Origin of the sequence: Methanoculleus receptaculi (genome assembly GCF_033472595.1) — an archaeon.
In the GTDB taxonomy this organism is placed as follows: Archaea; Halobacteriota; Methanomicrobia; order Methanomicrobiales; family Methanoculleaceae; genus Methanoculleus; species Methanoculleus receptaculi.
Window position 1 is genome coordinate 1,822,499 of the sequence record NZ_CP137642.1, and the last position, 21,323, is coordinate 1,843,821.

Genomic DNA, 21,323 nt, shown 5'->3' on the forward strand with positions numbered 1-21,323 from the left:
TGTGAAGTTAGATGAGGGTCTTCTTCATAGGATTCGGCCAGGCAGGGGGCAAGATCGTCGATATGTTCGTCGAGCAGGACAAACGATCTCAGACCCAGAGTTTCAGGGGCCTCGCGGTAAACACAGCACGAACCGACCTGATGGGGCTTAAGCATATAGAACTCAAGGACCGGCTGCTTATCGGCCAGACAGTGGTGAAAGGTCACGGTGTCGGCACCGATAACGTGACCGGCGCGCGGGTGACTGCCGATGAGATCGATTCCATTATCAATGCCATCGATTCACGCGGCACCCACGATATCGACGCCTTCGTCATTGTAGCCGGTCTTGGCGGCGGAACAGGTTCGGGTGGTTCGCCAGTCCTGGCCCGCCACTTAAAGCGCATATACCGGGAACCGGTCTATGCGATCGGCATCCTGCCCGCCCCAGAAGAAGGCCGACTATACTCATATAACGCTGCCCGTTCCCTCAGCACCCTGGTGAACGAAGTGGACAATACATTCATCTTCGATAACAGCGCCTGGAAGAATGAGGGGGAGAGTGTAAAGGACGCCTATTCAAGACTGAATGACGAGATTGTACGGCGGTTCGGCGTGCTCTTCCGGGCAGGTGAGGTCGGCAAAGCAGGTGTCGGTGAGATGGTTGTGGATTCAAGCGAGATCATCAATACCCTCCGGGGCGGCGGCATCAGTTCTGTCGGTTACGCCATCAGCGAGAAAGTCAATCCGCGCACAAAGCAGCAGAAGAAGAGTCTCTTCTCCAGCCTGACGCGCAGCAATAAGGATAAGACCGAGCAGGTGCTGACAGGTGAGGACAAGTCAGCAAAGATCATCGCTCTTGTCAGGCGGGCCATGCTCGGGCGCCTCACCCTGCCCTGCGACTACTCGACGGCTGAACGGGCTCTTGTCCTTCTCGCCGGCCCGCCAGAGGAAATGGACCGCAAGGGCGTGGAGAAGTCAAAGAGCTGGGTTGAGGAGAACATCGCCGGCGTTGAGGTGCGTGGCGGGGATTACCCTGTGCAGAGCGACTACATCGCGGCAGTGGTGGTCCTCGCGACGATCGGCAACGCTCCCCGGATTACAGAACTCCTTGAGACCGCAAAGTCCACAAAGGAAGACGTCCTTAAGTCAAAGGAGAAGCGTACGACCATGTTCGACGACGGAATTGAACCTTTGTTTGAGTGAGGGAAAGGCTATTATGGAGAAGGCAAGCATCGTAAGGTGGTTTATCCTTCTGCTGGCACTCCTCTGTGCCGTGCAGGGGGCATCGGCGTTTAACATTAAAACCGAGACCATCAACCCTGCCACCGGCCCACTCGAGCCGGGGCAGCAGGTGACCGCACGCTACGTGCTCACCTATGATATGGTCACTACGGGTGACCTGAGCGATGAGACGTTCGAGTTGAGCACGGGGCTGCAGAATCCAGTCTGGGATATCATCGTCTATCGCGATGGGATTGCCGTCTACACCACCAAAAAAACCGGTTACTATCCCGTTCTGACGGAGTTTGAGATATCGTACGGTGAGGGCGACACCGAACTGGATATACAGTTGCGTGGCACCGTCCCCTCGAGCACGACCGGGCAGGTTCTGATAATCAAGATCGAGCACCTGCGCGGCAGTGATGTGAAAGACTCCCATTCGGTGAGCCGCGACGTCGTGAGCGCTGCCGATATCAAGGGTGCGCTTGACGCCCAGCAGCAGCGCCTCAAGGATCTGAAGGCCGATATGGATGCAAAGGCGGCAGAGGGCGTGGACATATCTGAGGTTCAGGCAAAGTATAATGCTGCAAGCAGTGCGCTCACCAGCGCCGCATCGGCAGGGCCAGCACAGGCAAAATCTTACATCGACACCGCGAAGTCGAATATCGATGAAGCGATCAAACTCCTGGACAAAGCATGGGCGGAGAAGGCGGTTGCCGATACCGGTGCGGCAATCGAGTCGCTTGACGGGATGATAAACTACTTTGTCGAGAACAGATCCATGGGGAGCGATCCGCAGGTTGTTGCCATCATGACCAAGCGCGAGAGTGCCGTCCAGTTCTACACCCAGGCACAGGACTACCTGAACGCCGGCAACTACGCAATGGCGCGCTCAAAGGCTACGGACGGCATGAACAAGGCAAACGAGGCACTGGCAGACGCAGCCGCGCTCCGGGAGAAGATCGGTGAGGGGTTCAGCCTCAGCGGCAACCTCCTCCTCTACATCGGGATCGGGGTTGCTGTAGTTCTTATCGTTGTGGGTGTTGTGCTGCTCCGGAAGAGGAAGCGCTGGGACGAACTTGGATGAGATCATTGACCCTCAGATCATTTCCCCACATCTTTTTCCACACCCCCTTCTCACACCTTTGCTGGTTCACCAACCACAACGCAACCTGCCCTTTCGCTGCATCTCTTTGTCTCTAAGTGACGTTTTTACCATGAAACTGGCCTTTGCCCGGGGGCTAAAATAGATTACAAACTCTACGAGGCTGGGTGTTGACGGATGTACAATGTTTGAGTCGAGAAAGATTTTCCAGAAGTGGGCGGTGTGTCCGCGAGAGCAGTCGGGTGGCGGGGGTGTTTGATGTCAGACGTTTACCAGGAGACGCAGGAGACAAGGGGGGACGTGCCGTCCCCCTCCCCGCCAGCCCTACCGCCGGTTACAACGATTCCCCATCGATACACTGTCCGGGGATTGCATCTCTCTGGCGTCTTAGCGAAACCATTCGGGAAATTCCATTCCTGTTCCGTGCACGGCCATCGGGGCAATCGCCATTCACTTGCCCGCCCCCTGTGAAGGGGAGGCGGGGGTGTTTCCAGAGGCTAAAACACTGTCACGGTGACACGCATAGACGGCGGTGGGAGGAGAGATCGTCTCCCCGGTTCTCGCGGGGTAACGTAACGAGTTCCAGGCTTCCCCCTATAGCACGGTTTTCCGGGGACAGCCTCACGCTGTCAACGGCGTCCCGAAGGGGAGAGGAGAGCATCAGGTGGTCGTCCCAGCAGAGGTCCTCGAGAATACCTCGAGTATCCTGCTGCCGACCTTTCCGTCCCTGAAGAAGTAGTAGGCAAGCAACCTGTCTTTGTTCTCCCCGTATGAGAACCAGTAGTTCAACCTGCAGGTCTCCTTAACGTAACCGTCGAGTGCCGGGTAGGTATCAGCATCGTGAGTGACAACAAGGTCAAAGTTCCCGCTGTATATCGTCTCCTCGCTCACCTTCTGGCCATAGTAAGCGATTTTTGAACTCCGGTCGCCCCGGTAGTACCAGGGCAGCGGCCAGTAGGAATCGGTTGCTATTGCCACACGGTCGGCGGCATCGATCTTTGCAAAGAGCCACCGGAGGTCCTCGGAGTTCTGGACCTGAACTATGGGTTCGTTTATGTCTGCCGGTGTGAACGCCACGTGAAACGTCATCGCGACCAGGAGGATGCTCGCCGCGACGGCGATTACCGCCTTCTTCGTTGTCATCTGATAAACCGCAACGAAGATCATGGGCAGAACCTGGTGGAGGATCAGCCAGGGCACCTTCTCGCCGATGTAGGCGTATGCCGCAAGCGATAGAAGCATCCAGAATATGGCGAACCTTGCAAACTCCTTCTGCCGATCGATCTGCCGGATCTCCCCGCTCCCAGAGATTATCTCGCGAAGCCGCCCCCTCAGGCCCGGGGTCGCCACCTCCGGCGGCGGGGGCAGAGGGTCAGGGGTCTCTTCTCTGTCAACATTGTCAACATCAGTTACCCCGGTCTCACCGGGTTTCTCCATATCCCGTCTTCGCTCTCTCCAACTGGAGATTATGCCCGCGACATCGAAAAACTGCAGAACCCCGACGATGGCAAGGATCAGGATCGGTACCTCGTAGAGGATGAAGAGCAGGATATAGAAGTAGGGCGGCCCCCCGATACGCTGCATCTCGTGCATCGCCGTCCAGTGCTCGATGGCCCGAAGCCACCAGTCCAGGGCCATCTCTGGATGGACACCAAACGAGGAGTAAAAGGCCGTCGCAATACCGACCGCGACGACAACGCCGAGCACAAGATCCCTGACCCAGTGGGCCGGAAGCCTGACCTTCCTCGTCCAGATCAAGTAGATTAGGTATAACCCGAAGATCAGGATAACGATGGGCATGTTCTCCTTGGCAGACATTCCCAGCCCTATCGCTGTTCCAGCGAGCAGGGCATACCTTGTCTGCCCCCGCTCAAAGTAGTAGAGCAGAGCGACAAGGAGCAGCATCGTAAAGAAGACTATAAAGATATCGTTCCGCAGGAACCGCGAGAAGTAGACCATGTTCGGCGATACCGCAAGGAATAGCGCCGCTACCAGGGTCTGTTTCTTATCCAGGTAGCCGAGCCTGTAGATGGGGTAAAGCAGTAGGAGAAGCAAGCTGCCAAACAGCGCAGGGAGGAGCCTTCCCGTGAGATCGGAGTCACCAAGGAGCGAAAAGACCCCGGCCGTCACGTAGTAGAGGAACGGCCCATGATACATGGGATCGTAGATATACGTCCCGTCAGTCAGGAGATTGTAAGCAAACCACGCATGAACGGCCTCATCGTGGTGGAACAACTTTAAGTCAAGAGCATAAAAACGAAGGGCAACTGCAGCCAGAAATATGAGGAGGAAAACCACCTCTAATGAGAGATTTTCACGGACCCTCGCCGTGAACGCAGCGGCCTTCACGCCGCACCAACCTCAACTCTCCAGCACAATCTCAATGCCGATGTCTTTTGGAACTTGTATGCGCATCAACTGGCGCAGCGCGCGCTCGTCGGCATCGATGTCTATGAGCCTCTTATGCACCCGCATCTGCCAGCGATCCCAGGTTTCAGTACCCTCACCATCAGGGCTCTTCCTGGCGGGGACCACAAGTTTCTTCGTGGGTAGCGGTATCGGACCTGCCAGATTGACGCCGGTACGCTCTGCAATCTCTTTGATCCTGTCACAGACCATCTCGATCTTCTCAAAGTCGGTTCCTGAAAGACGTATTCTGGCCTTCTGCATCTGCAACCACCAAAAATGTAGTAATTCTTCTTATCTCATCTGCTTTGGTGTAATGTCGATGCACATGCCTGCCGCGATGGTTGAGCCCATATCACGGACTGCAAACCGTCCGAGCTGCGGGATCTCCTTGACCTTCTCGATGACCATTGGACGGGTAGGCCTGATCTTGACGATCGCGGCATCACCGGTCTTGAGGAAAGTGGGGTTCGTTTCCTTGACCTGACCGGTACGGGGGTCGAGTTTCTTCTGGAGCTCGACAAATGTGCATGCGATCTGGGCGGTGTGGCAGTGGAAGACCGGTGTGTAACCGACGGTCAGGGCGCTTGGGTGGTGAAGCACAACAACCTGCGCAACAAACTCCTCGGCAACGGTCGGCGGCGCGTCAGCAGGGCCGCAAACATCACCACGGCGGATATCCCCCTTACCGATACCGCGGACGTTGAACCCGACGTTGTCACCTGGAAGCGCCTCGGGAATCTCCTCGTGATGCATCTCGATAGACTTGACCTCGCCCTCCTTGTTAGCGGGCATGAAACTGACCTTCATGCCTTTCTTCATGACACCGGTCTCGACGCGGCCTACTGGCACGGTTCCTATACCGGAGATGGAGTAGACATCCTGGATAGGAAGACGCAGGGGAAGATTGGTGGGCTTCTCGGGTTCGTTGAGCATGTTAAGCGCTTCAAGAAGCGTCGGGCCCTTATACCAGGGAGTGTTCTCACTGTGCTTGGAGATGTTGTCACCCTTGAACGCGCTCATCGGGATGAAGGTGACGTTGTCGGGCTTGTAACCGACGATCTTGAGCAACTGGGAGAGTTCTGCCTTGACCTCATTGAAACGCTTCTCATCATACTTGACGGCATCCATCTTGTTGATGCCAACGATCAGCTGATTGATCCCGAGTGTGCGGGCCAGGAAGACATGTTCCTTGGTCTGTTCCATCACACCGTCCGGCGCGGCCACAACCAGGAGCGCAGCGTCCGCCTGGGACGCGCCCGTGATCATGTTCTTGACGAAGTCACGGTGACCAGGGCAGTCCACGACGGTAAAGTAGTACTTTTCGGTATCGAACCGCCTGTGAGCGATATCAATGGTGATGCCACGCTCACGCTCTTCCTTGAGGCTGTCCATAACCCAGGCAAACTCAAACGAGCCCTTGCCCTTGGCTTCGGCCTCTTTCCTGTAGGTCTCAATGATGTGGGGCGGTACGGTTCCGGTCTCAAAGAGCAGCCGACCTACGGTGGTAGACTTCCCGTGGTCGATATGTCCGATAACTGCTAAGTTCATGTGGGGCTTTTCAACTGCCATAGATTATATCCTCCACTCATATAGGCCTGTCAGCTCAAACAGCCTGCTTATGCGAGTAACTTATACGTGTGCCGTCTACCATATAAAGCATTTCTATGCGCTTCAATGGCGCCCATGCTTCAAAAACCCATGACAGTCGACAGAATCTTATTTCTGGAGAGTCTATGTTCCTCGTAACATGAAGTTACTTGAGTTTCACCGTGATGAGGCAAAAGACAGGGTGACTGTAACCTGCGCGGGCCGGGAGGTATCGGTCTACTCGCACTGTGCTTACTGCCGCTACTGTGCTGGTGTCCGGGTGGGCAGGCGGACAATGGAGACACCACAGCGTCAGGCGCTGAGTGGTGTCCGGCATGGCTCAAACCCGGATGAGAACCTATTAAACGCGGCCATGATGTTTAACTCACTCGTTCGGGACGGCACCGGTATTGAATGCGAGGACGAGGCTGGAGAGGGGTTCGCCTCGATGTACTACCGTTAGAAGGGGCTAGCCCCCCGACCTGCTCCTTTCCATATCGTATATCTATCGGCTTCTCCCTTTACTGCTTCTCCTCTGAGGGTTTCGGCCCGAACTCCTTCTGGATCTCTTCTCTGAACTTAGCATATCCGATCTCATCCATCTGATCGGCCAGCGGCCTGCCGCTCCAGGCACTCCGGTAGACCCAGTAAACGATGCGGTCGACCACCTCAACCACCTCCTCAGCGGTCTCGACTGTAACAAGTTCCCGCCCTGCGGCAGGAGAGGCCCCACGTCGACCGCCGACCGTGATCTGGTAATGGTCATACTCCGATTTCAGGAGATGGTATGGGCAGGAATGTATGCAAACGCCGCACTGAACGCATTTGCTCTCATCAAGGACTGAGACACCGTTTTTAAGGGCAATGGCGTGCTGTTTGCAGTACTCCACGCAGGTGCCGCAGCCGGTGCAGAGGCCGGGAATGCGCAGAGGACGGATCCTGCCGATGATCCCGATGTCGTTTAGAAGCGGACTGTTGCAGATGTAGGTGCAGCTGGATATGGCGATGCGGAGCCGTATCGGGAGTTCCCTCCCGAAGACCCGTCATCACCATCTCAGTCCCTCGACGGTCTCGGGTTCACCGAACGATTCTATCTGGTTTTGAGGAAGCAAGCGCTGGTGATGATCGTGGTGCCCTATCTGTTTATATCCCCGGGTTACCGATCTCGCTTTCGCACCATGTTACAACGCTCTCAGCGATAGCAACTGCCCGCTGGTATTCCTCCTCTTTGACTGGCGAAAGGAAATGCGGATACCGGGTCGTAATGGCGAACCGTGTTAGTTTCGCGGCTTCTTTCACGCGATCCGGCACGCAAATCCCGTTCATCATGATGATGGTAACAAGTGCGGCAAGATCGTGGACATACGGATACTCGATATGATGAAGGATACAGACCGCCTTGAGCGCTTTTTCTGCTGCCTGCTGGGCGTTGAAGCAGAGATCTTCCAGGTAGACGGATGTATCGGCACGGCTCCTGGCAATTGCAAGGTTTGAATGTGCCCGGTTTAACCATTCCCGTGGATCTTCAGGTTGAAACCTCTCCGGCATGGTAAACCTCGCGGCCCTGCTGGAGTGCAGGGTATACTATAAAGTAAGGGGAATTCCGGAACCGCTCCATATCCAGGGAAGAGATAACAATAATATCGACGGCCTTGCCGATACCGATCAGGTTCATATAGATCTCTTCCGTGAGACTCCCGGCATCGAACTCACCGCTCTTTATCACGAGCAGATCGATATCGCTTGCCGGTCCCATCTCACCCCGCGCACCAGATCCGAAAAGAACTATCTTTTCCGGGTTTGAACAGGCAACAATCCGGCGGATAATCTCCTCCAGCACTTCCGGATCTACTGTCCCTTCTTTCATCATTTTTTCTTCACCAGCGAGACCGGTTTTGTATTCAGATTACCTATGCACTACGGCCCATGTATCTCGCTCATGCCGCCGTCGGCATGAGCGGGAGATGAACGCGGCGCCCCTTTATCGGGATCACCCCGCCCCGCGCACAGCCTGCCTTCATGTCAGAGGGGATCTGATATGATTGTATCGTATGCTGGGTAATGCATCAAACTCCCTGTAATTTGTCCAGGCCTCATCAAGCCTATCGATTCAGAGAATGGGCATGATCTGATGGGATCTGACCGCCTCTCATTCCTCCGCCTGCTCCTTCGGCCCGAACTCCTTCTGGATCTCTTCTCTGAACTTAGCATATCCGATCTCATCCATCTGATCGGCCAGCGGCCTGCCGCTCCAGGCACTCCGGTAGACCCAGTAAACGATGCGGTCGACCACCTCAACCACCTCCTCAGCGGTCTCGACTGTAACAAGTTCCCGCCCTACGGCAGGAGAGGCCCCACGTCGACCGCCGACCGTGATCTGGTAATGGTCATACTCCGATTTCAGGAGATGGTATGGGCAGGAATGTATGCAAACGCCGCACTGAACGCATTTGCTCTCATCAAGGACTGAGACACCGTTTTTAAGGGCAATGGCGTGCTGTTTGCAGTACTCCACGCAGGTGCCGCAGCCGGTGCAGAGACCGGGAATGCGCAGAGGACGGATCCTGCCGATGATCCCGATGTCGTTCAAGAGCGGACTGTTGCACATGTAGGGGCAGCCGGATATGGCAATACGAAGCCGGATAGAAAGTACCTTCCCGAAGACACGCTCATCAATCTTTCTGGCGAGGTCGATAGTCTCGCAGTTGGCATACTTGCATCGCTCCGTACCCGGGCAGGCCATGATGTTGACAACCTCGTTCTGCTCCGCACCTAGCGGTGTGCCGTTCTTCTCAAGGGCTTTTGCAACCTTTTCAAAATTATCCGGCTTTACGTGCGGGATCTCCACGGTCTGGCGCATGGTGAGGTGGAGCGTGCCATCGCCGTACTTCTCGCTGATCTTTCCCAGTTGCCTGACCTGCGCCGCGGAAAGAACACCTGCCGGAATCCGAACCCGCACCGTTGCATATTCTGCATCCCGTTCGGTGATGATCCCTCCCCGGGAGTATAGGGTCTGTTCCTGCATCATTCTACAGTAGTAGATAACGCCAGGATAAAAAAGATGGTTATGCGAGAGCAAGGAGGAGGATGACACCGGCCCGGACTATCTCGTTTGATGCCCCAACGATATCCCCATTTACCCCGCCAAAGACCCTCCGGGAGAGCACAAGCATAAACGCGGTTATGGCGGCGGTGGCTGCAAGGGCAAGCACGAGAGCCAGCCGCGGCAGCGGCAGCAGGAATAGCGGAAGCGTCAGCAGGAATGCCGGGACCAGAAACCAGGGTTTTGCAAAACTATGGAGATAGGAATGCATACCCTCGCGAAACGGTCTACCGAGGGTCGTGAGCCAGGACATCGCGGTCTTGGCGCAGACCTCGGCGGTAAGTATGGTTAGAGGAATGTTTGCGACGGCCTGGAGCCCGGAAAACGCAAGGAGCGTGACGAGGATCCCCGCCGCAACAGCGCCCGCCCCTGTTGTCCGATCGGTCATTGCCGCGATCCTCTTTTCCCGCCTGCCGTGGGCCATAAGTCCGTCGCCGAAGTCCAGCAGGCCGTCGAAGTGGTTGCACCCGGAGAGGAGGAGCACCGCGGCGATGGCGACGGCCGCTCCCACAGGGGGTGATGCTATCCAGAACGTGACAATGGCCGCTATCCCGCCGATGAGATAACCGGCAAGGGGGTAAAGGTAAGAACGGCGGGCGAAGTGCTCGAACTCAACCGGTCTGCCAAGAGGGAGGGATGTGCAGAACTGGAAAAGGGCAAGAACCGATCTCACACCGATCCCATCGACTCACTGTAGAGGCGCGATGTGCAGCCAGCGATCAGCCCGGCGACGGCGTCATCCAGGAACGGCCCGAGTTTGCTTAAGATCCCCGGTTTTTTCTGGTCGTAGCGGGTGAACTCGAACCGCGCGTATGTCCCCCCGATCACCTCGGCGATAGCCATCCCGATGATCTCGTCCGAGAGGAGGAAGACCGGATCGTCGGCGATCTCGGAGTTCTTCCGCTTCCAGTAGAGTTCATCCTCGAGCAGAATGGCGCCAAGGAGAAGCGAGGATACGTTTGGGTCATCGAGAACCTGCCCGATCTTCGCATCCAGCCTGCCTGCGGCCTCATCCTCATCTATCCCGTGGGGGATGTAGAGTTCCATTGCGGAAGCGATGATATCTCTCCTTGCGATACCCTTCTCTTCCAGCCTGCGCTCGATCTCGAACATTGTTCATGTATTGAGCCCGGCGGGTATTTCCGCGTTTGGATATGGTGTTTGCGATAACATTCCGGAGGATGGCTGCCTCGTGGGGGGTGGCTGTTCGCCAGGCGTTCAGGTGTGGGCCCGGGCTGCCCTTTTGGGGGGAGGAAGATGCTCACGGTCTCCCGCAGAGCAGAGAGCCAGCCCCCCGGAGGATGCAAGGTTACGACCCCGGGCCCCCATCACCTCCGGGCAATTGTGCGCCCTGGCAACGGTTGTGCCGGAGACCCGCTGCCCTGAGCCACCCTGCCGGCAGCAACCTCTTCTATCCTCCAGCACCCACTCTGTACTGATGTCTAACCCGTTCCTCTCTGAAGACCCGGGGATACGGCCTCGCCGCCCGATGATGGCGGTGGTGCTTGGAAACACCATGCTATCAACCGTTCCCGGCATATCGGGTGCAGGGCCGACACCGGAGAAGACGCTGCTAACGCCGGTTCTGGATGCAGAACTCATCACGAACGGCGCGATCACGAGCATGCCGGCCAGGCCCAACACCCCCACGGGGTGCCCAACACCCGCCTCCATCACCCGGTCGATGATGGAACTGACCGGGCTATCCCCCATCTTCATCAACTCCGGGCTTGCACACACACCCACCGTTCCCTGTCTGGACGTCTACGGGAGACCCGGCGGCGATCCCCGCCGGGAAGATGCGGTGCCGGATGCGCCGCTCCTCTTTGAACGGGGGGAGGCGATCGGCCGGATTCTTGCAAACTACAGCGACCTCCTGATGCTTGGCGAGTGCGTCCCCGGCGGGACGACCACCGCCCTCTGCGTCCTGCGGGCGCTCGGATACGACGCATCGGTCAGCAGCGCCTTCCCGAGAAACCCCCTTGACCTGAAGGAGGCCGTCTGTCGTGAGGTGTTCACCAGGATCCGGGAGACCGGGGTGGAGGAGCCCGTGGGTATCCTCCGCGCCGCTGGCGACCCCATGATGCCAGTCGCTGCAGGGATCGCGAGCACATACTCCGGTGAGATAATCTTTGCCGGCGGAACCCAGATGCTGGCCGTTGCGGCCGTCCTGAAAGCCCTGGGACGGAGGGTGCCGCACCTTGCGACAACGGTCTATGTCAGGGACGATCCCTCCGCAGGGTTCAGCCGTTCCGTAGCCGAAGTCGGCACCACCGCCTATTACGTTGACCCGGACTTCAAGAATATCGGCCACCCAGGACTTGCCCGATACTGTATCGGCGAGGTGAAGGAAGGGGCGGGTGCCGGCGGAGCCATGGTGCTTGCATACCTCATGGGCCACAGACCGGAGGAGATCTCACGAAAAATACTCGATTTTGTAATGAAGTATGCCTGAGGGAAGGACTATTACCCTTTTACGTCCATTTATTAAGCAATGCTTCCACTCTATGTGGTCAATAACCATGGACAGTTCAACCACCTGATCCTCCGGACACTCCGCGATATGGATATAGAGGCCGGGATGATCTCGAACATGACGCCGCCTGACGAGGTCGCCAGCGGCTGCCGTGGAATCATCCTTGGCGGCGGACCCACCTTGGAACGCGCCGGTCTCACCGGCGACTACCTCGACCTCGATATCCCGGTCCTCGGGATCTGCCTCGGGCTGCACATCATCGCAACAGCGCGTGGAGGCGCGATCCGCCGGGGTGCGAGCGGAGGTTTCGGGGGGGTTGAGGTGGAGGTCCTGGAACAGGATCCTCTCCTCCAGGGCTACCCCGAGAGGATGCAGGTATGGGCTTCGCATGCAGACGAGGTCTCGGTGGTGCCGGAGGGGTTTCTCCGGGTTGCAAGATCGGCCATCTGCGATGTGGAGGCTATGGTCTCTCCAGAAGAACGCCTCTACGGGATCCAGTGGCACCCGGAGGTCAGCCATACTTTTAACGGCCGACTTTTATTCGAGAATTTTGATAGGATATGCTCGGAGTAGATGAGATCGCAGAACGACTCGGGTCGATAGGCTTCTGCTGCAGGGAGTGTGGCAGGTGTTGCCAGAGGGTCGGGGAAGACTCAAACCTTGTGCTGGTGGGCGCCGCTGAACTTCGTGAGATCATGGCTGCTACCGGGATGAAGAGGGAAGAGATTGTTGAGCCCTACCCGGAGTTTATCAGAGCAGGAAACGGTGGTGAGTACACCCTGGCCTGGTGCCTTCGGCGAACGCTCGATGCGTGTATCTTCCTCAAGGATGGCCGGTGCTCGATCTATGAGCATCGTCCGTGGATCTGCCGCACCTACCCTTTCATGCTGGTCGATGATGACCTGATTATCTCGGAATGCCCGGGTCTCGGCGCTTCCATATCCCCCAGCGCTGCACGCGATGCTGCTGCCGATCTCTGCAGGCGCCAGGCCGCGGAGGCCGAGGAGGAGGCAGAGATCCGCGAAATCTTTCGGGAGACGGAGATTCCACCGGGAAAGAGGGTCGTGATCGATAGTGAGGGCATGAAGGTGCTCGATGGCTGAGATCCGTCTCGTCGGGACGGCGCACGTCTCGCAGAGGAGTGTCGAGGAGGTAAGATCGGCCATCGAGGAGTTCCAGCCCGATATCGTCGGTGTCGAACTCGATCGGGGCAGGTTTATCTCACTCACCGAGGAGACGGCCGAACCATCGGTGACGGAGATCCTGAAGAGCGGGAACTTCGGCCAGATCCTGCTCCAGTGGATACTCACATACATCCAGCAGCGTATCGGCGCTGAGACAGGGGTTAAACCCGGTTCCGAGATGCTTGCCGCCATCGAGGAGGCGCGCGCGCACCAGAAACCCGTGGCATTCATAGACCGCGATATCAGGATCACGCTCTCCCGATTCTGGGGTCTGATGGGGATCCGGGAGAAGATCAGGCTCGTATGGGCGCTCCTCTACTCACTTGTGAGCGTCGATCACCAGGAGCTTGAGATCGACGAACTCACGGATCAGGATGTGGTAAGCGTCGCGATGGAGGAGTTCCGGAAGTTCTCCCCGCGGGGCGCTCAGGCACTGATCGATGAACGGGACGCCTACCTTGCCCACCAGATCCTGATGCTTGCCAGGCGCTATGACCGTGTTCTGGCGATCATCGGTGCCGGGCACATCAGGGGGGTGCAGCGCTACCTTGACGCCCCGGAGACGCTGCCGCTGTTATCTGACCTGACCGCCGAAGTGAAGAAAGGACTGCCGTGGGCAAAGATCCTGGGAGCGGGTGTCACCATCCTCTTTCTCCTCCTGATCGCCGCGATAGCCTTCTCGGGGGTTGGACTGGATGTCCTGCTGACCGCCATCATATACTGGGTGGTGATCAACGGTCTCCTGAGCGCCGCATTCACGTTTATAGCCGGCGGGCACCCACTCTCGGCGGTCACGGCGTTTGCCGTCTCCTGGATGACCTCGCTCAACCCGCTGCTTGCGGCGGGATGGTTTGCGGCCATCGTCGAGGCGAAGATAAGGAAACCTGCCACCGGGGAGATCAGGCAGATAATGGAGGCCGGAACCTTCTCCGAGATGCGGCGGATCCCGCTATTCCGGGTGGTGCTGGTCGCGGCTCTCGCGAACATCGGGAGTTCAATCGGGGCTTTCGCCTACTTCCTCTTCATCTTCCCGGTCCTCGGGATCGATCCGTCGGTGGTCATCGGGGATGGGTTGTCGAATATGCTTCAGGCGATAGCGGGTCTCCTCTAAGCCCCCAACCTGTTGCGGGAACGCAGCATCCAATCCCGTTCCCCAAGGTATTTAGGCCTGGAATACCCACAATCGTTGTATGAGCTCGATTGGTGGAGCGGTTAACCTTGCTGTCACGGTGATCCGGAGCAGACACAGCGTGCGGAAGTACAAAGACACGCCCATAGATGACAAGATTGTGAAAGACGCCCTTGACTGCGCGCACCTTGCGCCGACCGCAAGAAACGAGCAACCCTGGCTGTTCGGGGCGATCCGCGACCGCGATACGTTGAAGGCGATCGCGGGCCTGGCCGATAACGGCCGGTTCATCGCCAATGCTCCAATCTGTTTTGCAGTCTTCGGGAAGAAGGACGCTAAATACTACCTGGAGGACTGCTGCGCGGCAACGATGCAGCTCATCCTGGCGCTCCAGGGATGGGGTGTCGGGTCATGCTGGGTCGCGGGGGCAAAGAAGGACTATGCCGAGGATGTCCGGAAACTTCTGAACGTTCCGGAAGACTACACCCTCGTCTCGCTGGTGCCGGCGGGATACCCGGAGGAGATATCGATCGCGAAGAAGAAACCCCTCGACGAGGTTACATTCTTCGATCGATACGAAGAAGAGGAGTAAGCCAGCACCTTTTTACCCGAAAGACCTGATTCTGCGGCCAGGGGTGCAGGTATACCATTCGCAACGCAGATTCAGGTCTCAGTCTGTTTTGCCGGGCAGTAGGGGCAGAGAGCGTTCTCGACATCGTTGGCCTTATCCCTGACAGGACAGAGGTATTCTCCGTTCCTGATCTCGACCATGAACCCGCCGGGAAACGGCGTCCCTACCGGGTGAGCGGGGAGGTCAAGGACAAAGATGTTAAAGGCGGCAAGGAGGAAGTAGAGGAGTTCGAGGTGCTGTTCATCCTCTTCTCCGGCAAGGCACGTCCTCTCGACCATATCGCAGAACTCCTCGTATTCAGGGGGAAGCGGTTCTCCCCCGACCCGAAGCCTCCCCTGGCGAATGGTAGAGATGAGGGCATGGTGCGTATCAAAGACCTGCTCCACCAGCCTCGGATACAGCCGCTGCCGGTAGGCGGGTGGGACGAACCTGAGGTCGCGCTCAACCCTACCCCGCACCGCCTGCAGGTCAGATAGCGAGTAGCGGGATACCTCCTGGTAGAGGATCTCTGCAAGTTCCGCGCGGGTTTTTGCTGACCTCAGACGGGTGCAGACCCGGCGTACATTCTCTTTTCCCTTCTCCGCGCTCATTGCGTCACGAATACACTTTGATCATCAAACCGTATCAGTCCTCCCCCCAGAGCAGCGCGGTAGAAAATATTTATGAGTAGAAGAAGGAAATTTCTTTCCATGCACTGTAGACGAGTATCTGTTCCGGTTCCGGAGGCCGCCGGATGATCGACTCCGGCACCACGGCCTTTATCCTCATATGCACGGCACTGGTCATGCTGATGACACCGGCTGTGGGGCTCTTCTACGGCGGACTTGTCAGAAGGAAGAACTTCATATCGATGATAGCCCTTGCGTTCATCGCATTCGCCCTGGTCAGCATCCAGTGGATCGTCTGCGGCTACAGCCTCGCGTTCGGCACCGATATCGGCGGACTGATCGGGGGTCCGGACCATATCTTCCTGCAGGGCGTCGGGATTGAGGGTGACGGTATCCCTGACCTCCTCTTCGTGGTCTTCCAGATGGTCTTTGCGGGCCTTGCGCTTGCAATCGTGACCTCCGGGGTTGCAGAGCGGATAAAGATCAGTTCGTTCATAGTATTCGGCCTGCTCTGGACCACGCTGGTCTACGACCCTCTCGCCCACTGGGCATGGGGCGGTGGATGGGCGGCACAACTCGGTGCGCTCGACTTTGCCGGGGGCACGGTCGTCCATATCTCCTCGGGTTTCTCTGCTCTGGCGCTTGCCCTGAACATCGGGAGACGTCTCGGGTTCGGCAGTCACGGCATGGAGCCGAACAACATCCCGATGGTTCTCCTGGGCGGGGGGCTCAGAAAGGTATCGCCCTCCGGTTCAGGGGAAAGACAGTGCCGGTCGACCTGATCCCGAAGTTGAAGATCGAGATGGTCGTAAGGGATGCCGATGTTGAGCGGATCATCGGGATCGTGCGGGCGCACGCCAGGACCGGCCGGCCCGGCTCTGCAGGGTGCGGACGGACGATGAGGATCCGCCCGAATCCTGATCCCTCTCGCAGTCCTGAGTGGTTTTGCCAGGTACCCGCAGGGTCTGCACGCGTAAGGTGCGCCCTCTTCGTCTCAGGGTTGAGGTGCTCCCGCAACAGGACAGTCAGCGGCCAGACCAAGATCGCCCCAGCCGCTTCAGCGTATCACCCCTCCACCGCATCAAACCATACGGGGTCGGGGCAGTCTGGCCGGCCACCGTAGTTGATCGTGATCTCCTCGCCCTCCCGGATGTGGCGGTGAGCATAGATACGGATCTCACCCCGATGAACGTCACAGACGTGGTCAGCGTTCGCGTGGCTGGAGTGATTGTAGAGCGAACCGTATCCAAGCGCCACCGCAGCAAGTTCCCCCCACTCAAAGTAGTAATCAAAGAGGTGCGTCTTGTCCAGGAGTTCCTGCTCGTCTGCTCCACCAAGCACGATCACCGGGCAGACCTCGATCACCTCGCCGGCCAGGAGATCCCTGCGGGCGAAGACGCCACGCCCATGGCACTTTGACATAGCGACGTACACAGTATCTGGAGGATAAACTACACTCCCCATCTCCACAGCACTATCGGTCATGGTATCGCCTGCAGCGTAGTGATGCGATCTCTCTGGTAAAATTGATATGCATCCCCTGCCACCGTGGACCAGGGATCCAGGCCGGCTTCTCTATCAAACAGCGGTGCAGAGTGCAGCCGCCCCGCGCACCACTCGCAAGAGAGGCCTGTAGAGCGAAAGGATGTTGTATCCACAAAACCCCATCTCTTACCCTGGAGGAATAGAGGATAGGGGACATCATCGCAGCGCACGACCTGGAGAAGCGGTTTGGCGACCTGATCGCGGTTGACCGTGTCTCGTTCAGGGTGAGGGAAGGGGAGGTCTTCGGGTTCCTGGGTCCGAACGGAGCCGGGAAGACCACAACCATGAAGATGATCCAGTGTATCTCTCCAAAGAGCGGCGGCAACCTCGAGGTCTTTGGCATGGACGTGGACACCCACCCCCGCGAGATCAAGAGCCGTATCGGCGTGGTGCCGCAGGAGAACAATCTCGACCCGGATTTCACAGCATACCGGAACCTTCTGGTCTACGCCCGCTATTTTGGTATACCAAAGAGTGTGGCAGAAGAGCGGGCGGAAAGCCTCCTCGGGTTCATGCACCTTGAGGAGAAGCGGGACGTCCTGATCGAGAAACTCTCGGGCGGGATGAAACGCCGTCTGATCATCGCCCGTGCGCTCGTAAACGAACCAGAACTGCTCATCCTCGATGAACCGACCATCGGGCTTGACCCGCAGGCAAGGCACCTGATCTGGGAGACCCTCCGTGGTCTCCGGGCTGAGGGAAACACCCTCGTGCTCACAACCCACTACCTGGACGAGGCTGAACGCCTCTGCGACCGCCTGGTGATCATGGATCACGGCAAGATCCTGGTCGAGGGCGCCCCGGCGGATATCGTCAGCGAGTATGCCGGAAACGAGGTCATAGAGGTCGAGCGGACAGAAAAGACTGCAACCCTTCTGGACGAATTCGGCGTGGCCTACGACCTTGCCGGCGATCTGCTCCAGATCTTCACCGACCATCGCGCCGACGACCTGGCAGGCGAGTTGCTCGATCTCTGCCGGCACGAGGCGGCGGTCACCGTCCGTCCGGCAACCCTGGAGGACGTCTTCCTGCGCCTCACGGGTCGGAGCCTGCGGGAGTGAGGCGGCGATGTTTGAGTGTATCCAGAGGGTGGGAAGCGTCTGGCAGAGGAACCTGGAAGCCTTCCTCAGAACATACCGTGTAAACTTCATCCCCCCATTCATCGAACCGCTCCTCTACCTGCTGGCACTGGGGTTCGGGCTCGGGACATACATAGAGGCGGTAGATGGCGTCCCCTACCCGGTATTCATCGCACCGGCCCTGGTCTCGATATCGGTGATGAACTCGGCCTTCTACGAGTGCACCTACTCCTCGTTTGTCCGTATGTACTACCAGAAGACGTTTGACGCCATCATCGCAACACCGGTCAGCATCGACGAGGTGATCGCGGGAGAGATGATCTGGGGCGCCACAAGAGGCGTTATCTACGCCGGGCTGATGCTCCCGGTGCTCATACTCTTCGGTGTTGCCGCCATGCCCTCCTCCCTGCTCCTCATCCCATTCGCGTTCATTGCAGGACTCCTCTTTGCAGGCATCGCGATGTGTTTCACAGCGATCACCCCGAGCATCGAGACGCTGAACTACCCCTCATTCCTCTTCATCACGCCGATGTTCCTCTTCTCCGGGACGTTCTTCCCGCTCGACCTTCTCCCGGAGGCTGTCCGCTACTTTGCCCTGGCCGTCCTCCCACTCACTCATGTTGTTGAGATAAACCGGGCGATAACGCTCGAGGCGGTTTCAGCGGCAAACCTGCTCAACCTTGCCTGGATAGCGGTGGCGACCGCGGTCTTCTGCAGCCTGGCCACCAGGCTGATGAAGAGGCGGCTTGTAGTTTAGAGAGGGTCATCAAAAAAATTAAAATCTGGGTTTTCTGTGCTTTGGGAGGCAGTCGCGGCAGTAGACTGGCCGACCCTCCGTGGGCTTGAAAGGTACTTCACACTCTTTGCCGCAGTCGGAACAGATCGCTTTGTGGTACTCGCGAGGGCGGTCCTGGTACGAACGGGGACCCCTGCGGGGGTATCTCTCATCCATATGCTTCAACCATGCAGATAGTCTGCACATAACCAGATGACCCTGCCTCCATATATAGATGCAACACTGGCAGTCCATGGCAACGCATCCATCCTGCGCTTGGGAGTGTGCGAGCGGGATATGCAGCGGAAGATCTCGCTCCTAGAGGGTTATTTCAATGGTGAGAGAGAGTCATGGCACAACACTTTTATCGATACTATCCGATCGAATGACCATCCAGGTATGCAGACCAAAACCGTTCTCTTTTGTAAACCGGGAGGATACAGGTCCGATCCCGGAAAAGAAACCAGGGGATGCTGACCAAGCATGAACGGCGAAGCAAACACCGATGAACCCCCCGATAGCAGGCGCCGGGGCAAACGCCAGGAGAGGAGGTCGCTTGGCCCCGTCCCGAATCTGGAGAACTACGTGAAGCCTGAGTGGTGGAGGGGTATCTTCAACAACCTCTACCTCAAGACTGATGGCGATGTTGTCGAAGATCCCCGGATCACCGCGAGCGAGATCGACAGGATCATCCGGCTCCTGCGCCTCCAGCCCGATGATAAGATCCTCGATCTCTGCTGCGGCCAGGGCAGACATACCCTGGAACTTGGGCGCAGGGGGTATAGCGCCGAGGGGCTTGACCGCTCGCACTACCTGATCCAGCGCGCGCTCGATCGCAAAGAAAGAAGGAGTTGCGGTCAGGTTCAGGGAGGGAGATGCACGGAGGCTCCCATACCGCAACGACACCTACGACGTGGCTCTCGTCCTCGGGAACAGCTTTGGCTACTTCGATTCCGTTGAGGAGGATATGCAGATCCTCAACGAACTCCGGCGCGTTCTGAAGCCCTGGGGACGGCTGCTGCTGGATGTTGCCGACGGCGGGTATCTCAAAACGCACTTCCAGCCGAGGTCGTGGGAGTGGATCGACACCGGGATGTTTGTCTGCCGCGAACGGTCGCTCTCGCTGGATGAACAGCGCCTGATATCCCGCGAGGTTATCACCGACGTTGAGAAGGGTGTTGTGGCCGACCAGTTTTACGCTGAACGTCTATACACCCCCGATGCGCTCCAGAGACTCCTGGAACGGGCAGGTTTCTCCGAGATCGCATTCCATGAGATAGCCACCGAGTCAGAGCGCAACCAGGATCTCGGCATGATGGAGCGCCGATACATCGTCACCGCTCAGATACGGAAAGACTGGTCGACGACGAGGGCAAGAGGACAGGGCAGGACAAAACACGTCGCGGTGCTACTCGGCGATCCGGACAAACCCGATCCCCTGAAACCATCCTGCGTCTTTGATGACGATGATATCTACACCATCGATCGCATGAAGGCAGCCCTCCGCGAACTGCCGGGCTACCGGTTCACCTACCTCTGCAAGCACGAGACGCTGATCCGGGATCTCCAGAGGCTGAAAGGACGGGTGGACTATGTTCTCAACCTCTGTGACGAGGGTTTCAACAACGACCCAAGACGGGAACTCCACGTGCCGGCGCTTCTTGAGATGCTGAACCACCCCTACACAGGGGCCGGGCCGCAGTCGCTCGCGTTCTGCTATGATAAATCGCTCGTACGCGGGATTGCAAAGGAGATGGGGATACCGGTGCCGGAGGCATGCTTTATCGCGCCGGGTGACCGCACCTACGAGGTCGGGGTGAAGTTCCCGGTGATCGTCAAGCCGAACACGGGCGACTCCTCATACGGCATCACCGCTGCGAGCATCGCCCATACCATCGAGGAGCTCTCCGATGTCATCAACTCCCTGCGAGCAACGCTCGGCTACGACCGTTCGCTCCTTGTCGAGGAGTTCCTCACCGGTAAGGATATAAGCGTCGGGATCATCGGGAATCCCCTGGGACCATGCACGGTGCTTCCAATAATCGAGGAGGACTACTCCACGCTGCCAGCCGACCTTCCCCGCATATGCGGCTACGAGGCAAAGTGGCTCCCGGACTCTCCCTACTGGAAGATCACGTCGAAACCTGCGGATCTACCGGAAGAGACTGAGAAAGTGATCGTGAGATGCTGCATCTCACTCTTCGAACGTCTGGAGTGCCGCGATTACTGCCGGTTCGACTGGCGGCTCGATGCTCAGGGCAACCCGAAACTCCTGGAGGTCAACCCCAACCCTGGCTGGTGCTGGGACGGCCATCTTGCAAAGATGGCGAAGTATGCGGGTCTCTCATACAGCAGGATGCTCGGCCGGATCCTGAAATCTGCCGAGGAGCGGTTCGGGATGGAACCGGAGAACGGGGCACGGGGAGAAGAGAGGGCAGAACAGGTGTCGCTTGATGCCGGGGAGGCGGCCTGACATCAGGGAGGCAGTTA

General features: G+C 57.9%; 24 protein-coding genes and 2 pseudogenes. 14 read left to right on the forward strand and 12 right to left on the reverse strand.

The window, feature by feature from the left end; genetic code table 11:
- The first annotated feature begins 11 nt into the window (after window positions 1-11).
- Window positions 12-1,184, forward strand: a complete 1,173-nt coding sequence (locus tag R6Y96_RS09465; RefSeq protein ID WP_318621149.1) for a tubulin/FtsZ family protein — start codon at window positions 12-14, stop codon at window positions 1,182-1,184.
- Between the two features lie 13 nt (window positions 1,185-1,197).
- Window positions 1,198-2,289, forward strand: a complete 1,092-nt coding sequence (locus R6Y96_RS09470) for a hypothetical protein (protein ID WP_318621151.1) — start codon at window positions 1,198-1,200, stop codon at window positions 2,287-2,289.
- Window positions 2,290-2,967: 678 nt separating this feature from the next.
- Here the strand turns inward: R6Y96_RS09470 and R6Y96_RS09475 are convergent.
- Genes R6Y96_RS09475 through tuf form a run of 3 tightly spaced genes read right to left on the reverse strand, consistent with a single transcriptional unit; the run spans window position 2,968 to window position 6,285 of the window.
- On the reverse strand, window positions 2,968-4,656 hold the full coding sequence (locus R6Y96_RS09475) for a flippase activity-associated protein Agl23 (protein WP_318621152.1): 1,689 nt from the start codon (window positions 4,654-4,656) through the stop codon (window positions 2,968-2,970).
- Window positions 4,657-4,668: 12 nt separating this feature from the next.
- Window positions 4,669-4,977 carry a 30S ribosomal protein S10 gene (gene rpsJ, locus R6Y96_RS09480; RefSeq protein WP_318621153.1) on the reverse strand — a complete coding sequence of 103 codons (309 nt, stop codon included), beginning with the start codon at window positions 4,975-4,977 and terminating at the stop codon, window positions 4,669-4,671.
- A gap of 30 nt (window positions 4,978-5,007) precedes the next feature.
- Entirely contained in the window at window positions 5,008-6,285 is a 1,278-nt protein-coding gene (gene tuf, locus R6Y96_RS09485; protein WP_318621155.1) for a translation elongation factor EF-1 subunit alpha, read from the reverse strand.
- A 178-nt stretch (window positions 6,286-6,463) separates the two neighbouring features.
- On the opposite strand from tuf, the gene R6Y96_RS09490 reads away from it, so the two are divergent.
- A complete protein-coding gene (locus R6Y96_RS09490) occupies window positions 6,464-6,766 on the forward strand; it encodes a hypothetical protein (protein ID WP_318621156.1) in 303 nt (100 codons plus the stop codon).
- Window positions 6,767-6,824: 58 nt separating this feature from the next.
- Here the strand turns inward: R6Y96_RS09490 and R6Y96_RS09495 are convergent, their stop codons facing one another.
- The 6 genes from R6Y96_RS09495 to R6Y96_RS09520 all read right to left on the reverse strand — a co-directional run bounded on the left by R6Y96_RS09495 (window position 6,825) and on the right by R6Y96_RS09520 (window position 10,519).
- The gene (locus R6Y96_RS09495) at window positions 6,825-7,322 is read right to left on the reverse strand and encodes a 4Fe-4S binding protein (RefSeq protein WP_318622518.1); all 498 of its coding nucleotides are present in this window, start codon (window positions 7,320-7,322) and stop codon (window positions 6,825-6,827) included.
- A 124-nt stretch (window positions 7,323-7,446) separates the two neighbouring features.
- Window positions 7,447-7,851 (reverse strand): HEPN domain-containing protein, encoded by a 405-nt coding sequence (locus R6Y96_RS09500; RefSeq protein ID WP_318621157.1) that lies wholly within the window; start codon window positions 7,849-7,851, stop codon window positions 7,447-7,449.
- Window positions 7,829-8,173, reverse strand: a complete 345-nt coding sequence (locus R6Y96_RS09505; RefSeq protein ID WP_318621159.1) for a nucleotidyltransferase domain-containing protein — start codon at window positions 8,171-8,173, stop codon at window positions 7,829-7,831. Before R6Y96_RS09505 ends, R6Y96_RS09500 begins: the two co-directional genes overlap by 23 nt.
- 279 nt (window positions 8,174-8,452) lie before the next feature.
- Window positions 8,453-9,328 (reverse strand): 4Fe-4S binding protein, encoded by an 876-nt coding sequence (locus R6Y96_RS09510; protein WP_318622519.1) that lies wholly within the window; start codon window positions 9,326-9,328, stop codon window positions 8,453-8,455.
- A gap of 40 nt (window positions 9,329-9,368) precedes the next feature.
- Window positions 9,369-10,079, reverse strand: coding sequence for an adenosylcobinamide-GDP ribazoletransferase (gene cobS, locus R6Y96_RS09515; protein WP_318621161.1), 711 nt, complete (start codon window positions 10,077-10,079; stop codon window positions 9,369-9,371).
- A complete protein-coding gene (locus tag R6Y96_RS09520; RefSeq protein ID WP_318621163.1) occupies window positions 10,076-10,519 on the reverse strand; it encodes a phosphatidylglycerophosphatase A in 444 nt (147 codons plus the stop codon). The genes cobS and R6Y96_RS09520 overlap by 4 nt, the downstream gene beginning before the upstream one ends.
- Window positions 10,520-10,844: 325 nt before the next feature.
- Here R6Y96_RS09520 and cobT point away from each other — a divergent pair, with 325 nt between their 5' ends.
- From cobT to R6Y96_RS09545, 5 genes are all read left to right on the forward strand, one after another.
- The gene (gene cobT / locus R6Y96_RS09525) at window positions 10,845-11,861 is read left to right on the forward strand and encodes a nicotinate mononucleotide-dependent phosphoribosyltransferase CobT (protein WP_318621165.1); all 1,017 of its coding nucleotides are present in this window, start codon (window positions 10,845-10,847) and stop codon (window positions 11,859-11,861) included.
- Between the two features lie 39 nt (window positions 11,862-11,900).
- Window positions 11,901-12,455, forward strand: a complete 555-nt coding sequence (locus R6Y96_RS09530) for a GMP synthase subunit A (RefSeq protein ID WP_318621166.1) — start codon at window positions 11,901-11,903, stop codon at window positions 12,453-12,455.
- Window positions 12,443-12,985 (forward strand): YkgJ family cysteine cluster protein, encoded by a 543-nt coding sequence (locus R6Y96_RS09535; RefSeq protein ID WP_318621167.1) that lies wholly within the window; start codon window positions 12,443-12,445, stop codon window positions 12,983-12,985. The genes R6Y96_RS09530 and R6Y96_RS09535 overlap by 13 nt, the downstream gene beginning before the upstream one ends.
- Complete coding sequence (locus R6Y96_RS09540; protein ID WP_318621169.1) at window positions 12,978-14,177, forward strand: TraB/GumN family protein; 1,200 nt, start codon at window positions 12,978-12,980, stop codon at window positions 14,175-14,177. Before R6Y96_RS09535 ends, R6Y96_RS09540 begins: the two co-directional genes overlap by 8 nt.
- A 79-nt stretch (window positions 14,178-14,256) precedes the next feature.
- Window positions 14,257-14,787, forward strand: a complete 531-nt coding sequence (locus R6Y96_RS09545) for a nitroreductase family protein (protein WP_318621171.1) — start codon at window positions 14,257-14,259, stop codon at window positions 14,785-14,787.
- Window positions 14,788-14,858: 71 nt separating this feature from the next.
- Here the strand turns inward: R6Y96_RS09545 and R6Y96_RS09550 are convergent, their stop codons facing one another.
- Window positions 14,859-15,416, reverse strand: a complete 558-nt coding sequence (locus tag R6Y96_RS09550; protein WP_214022380.1) for a DUF2115 domain-containing protein — start codon at window positions 15,414-15,416, stop codon at window positions 14,859-14,861.
- A gap of 143 nt (window positions 15,417-15,559) precedes the next feature.
- On the opposite strand from R6Y96_RS09550, the pseudogene R6Y96_RS09555 reads away from it, so the two are divergent.
- Window positions 15,560-16,165 (forward strand): annotated as a pseudogene (locus tag R6Y96_RS09555) (ammonium transporter); the annotation flags it as partial.
- Window positions 16,166-16,200: 35 nt separating this feature from the next.
- On the forward strand, window positions 16,201-16,557 hold the full coding sequence (locus R6Y96_RS09560) for a P-II family nitrogen regulator (protein WP_318621174.1): 357 nt from the start codon (window positions 16,201-16,203) through the stop codon (window positions 16,555-16,557).
- Here R6Y96_RS09560 and R6Y96_RS09565 read toward each other — a convergent pair.
- On the reverse strand, window positions 16,500-16,856 hold the full coding sequence (locus R6Y96_RS09565; protein WP_318621175.1) for an SET domain-containing protein: 357 nt from the start codon (window positions 16,854-16,856) through the stop codon (window positions 16,500-16,502). The two genes, R6Y96_RS09560 and R6Y96_RS09565, sit on opposite strands and share 58 nt — an antisense overlap.
- Before the next feature lie 269 nt (window positions 16,857-17,125).
- Between R6Y96_RS09565 and R6Y96_RS09570 the strand changes: the two genes are divergently transcribed.
- Together R6Y96_RS09570 and R6Y96_RS09575 are read left to right on the forward strand one after the other, a co-directional pair.
- Window positions 17,126-18,040, forward strand: a complete 915-nt coding sequence (locus R6Y96_RS09570) for an ABC transporter ATP-binding protein (RefSeq protein WP_318622520.1) — start codon at window positions 17,126-17,128, stop codon at window positions 18,038-18,040.
- Window positions 18,041-18,047: 7 nt separating this feature from the next.
- A complete protein-coding gene (locus tag R6Y96_RS09575; RefSeq protein ID WP_318621177.1) occupies window positions 18,048-18,815 on the forward strand; it encodes an ABC transporter permease in 768 nt (255 codons plus the stop codon).
- 18 nt (window positions 18,816-18,833) lie between these two features.
- Here the strand turns inward: R6Y96_RS09575 and R6Y96_RS09580 are convergent, their stop codons facing one another.
- Window positions 18,834-19,010: a CxxC-x17-CxxC domain-containing protein gene (locus R6Y96_RS09580; RefSeq protein ID WP_318621179.1), complete on the reverse strand. Its 177-nt coding sequence runs from the start codon at window positions 19,008-19,010 to the stop codon at window positions 18,834-18,836.
- A 655-nt stretch (window positions 19,011-19,665) separates the two neighbouring features.
- On the opposite strand from R6Y96_RS09580, the pseudogene R6Y96_RS09585 reads away from it, so the two are divergent.
- Window positions 19,666-19,794, forward strand: a pseudogene (locus tag R6Y96_RS09585) (class I SAM-dependent methyltransferase); the annotation flags it as partial.
- A 6-nt stretch (window positions 19,795-19,800) separates the two neighbouring features.
- A complete protein-coding gene (locus tag R6Y96_RS09590) occupies window positions 19,801-21,306 on the forward strand; it encodes a D-alanine--D-alanine ligase family protein (protein ID WP_318621181.1) in 1,506 nt (501 codons plus the stop codon).
- The last annotated feature ends 17 nt before the right edge of the window (window positions 21,307-21,323 follow it).

Coding starts and splice junctions, on each gene's coding strand:
- cobT (WP_318621165.1), top strand. CDS start 10,845: ATGTCTAACCCGTTCCTCTCTGAAGACCCGGGGATACGGCCTCGCCGC.
- R6Y96_RS09505 (WP_318621159.1), bottom strand. CDS start 8,173: ATGATGAAAGAAGGGACAGTAGATCCGGAAGTGCTGGAGGAGATTATC.
- R6Y96_RS09510 (WP_318622519.1), bottom strand. CDS start 9,328: ATGCAGGAACAGACCCTATACTCCCGGGGAGGGATCATCACCGAACGG.
- R6Y96_RS09500 (WP_318621157.1), bottom strand. CDS start 7,851: ATGCCGGAGAGGTTTCAACCTGAAGATCCACGGGAATGGTTAAACCGG.
- R6Y96_RS09540 (WP_318621169.1), top strand. CDS start 12,978: ATGGCTGAGATCCGTCTCGTCGGGACGGCGCACGTCTCGCAGAGGAGT.
- tuf (WP_318621155.1), bottom strand. CDS start 6,285: ATGGCAGTTGAAAAGCCCCACATGAACTTAGCAGTTATCGGACATATC.
- R6Y96_RS09490 (WP_318621156.1), top strand. CDS start 6,464: ATGAAGTTACTTGAGTTTCACCGTGATGAGGCAAAAGACAGGGTGACT.
- R6Y96_RS09550 (WP_214022380.1), bottom strand. CDS start 15,416: ATGAGCGCGGAGAAGGGAAAAGAGAATGTACGCCGGGTCTGCACCCGT.
- R6Y96_RS09545 (WP_318621171.1), top strand. CDS start 14,257: ATGAGCTCGATTGGTGGAGCGGTTAACCTTGCTGTCACGGTGATCCGG.
- R6Y96_RS09575 (WP_318621177.1), top strand. CDS start 18,048: ATGTTTGAGTGTATCCAGAGGGTGGGAAGCGTCTGGCAGAGGAACCTG.
- rpsJ (WP_318621153.1), bottom strand. CDS start 4,977: ATGCAGAAGGCCAGAATACGTCTTTCAGGAACCGACTTTGAGAAGATC.
- R6Y96_RS09465 (WP_318621149.1), top strand. CDS start 12: ATGAGGGTCTTCTTCATAGGATTCGGCCAGGCAGGGGGCAAGATCGTC.
- R6Y96_RS09590 (WP_318621181.1), top strand. CDS start 19,801: ATGCAGATCCTCAACGAACTCCGGCGCGTTCTGAAGCCCTGGGGACGG.
- R6Y96_RS09530 (WP_318621166.1), top strand. CDS start 11,901: ATGCTTCCACTCTATGTGGTCAATAACCATGGACAGTTCAACCACCTG.
- R6Y96_RS09470 (WP_318621151.1), top strand. CDS start 1,198: ATGGAGAAGGCAAGCATCGTAAGGTGGTTTATCCTTCTGCTGGCACTC.
- R6Y96_RS09565 (WP_318621175.1), bottom strand. CDS start 16,856: ATGTCAAAGTGCCATGGGCGTGGCGTCTTCGCCCGCAGGGATCTCCTG.
- R6Y96_RS09580 (WP_318621179.1), bottom strand. CDS start 19,010: ATGGATGAGAGATACCCCCGCAGGGGTCCCCGTTCGTACCAGGACCGC.
- R6Y96_RS09520 (WP_318621163.1), bottom strand. CDS start 10,519: ATGTTCGAGATCGAGCGCAGGCTGGAAGAGAAGGGTATCGCAAGGAGA.
- R6Y96_RS09535 (WP_318621167.1), top strand. CDS start 12,443: ATGCTCGGAGTAGATGAGATCGCAGAACGACTCGGGTCGATAGGCTTC.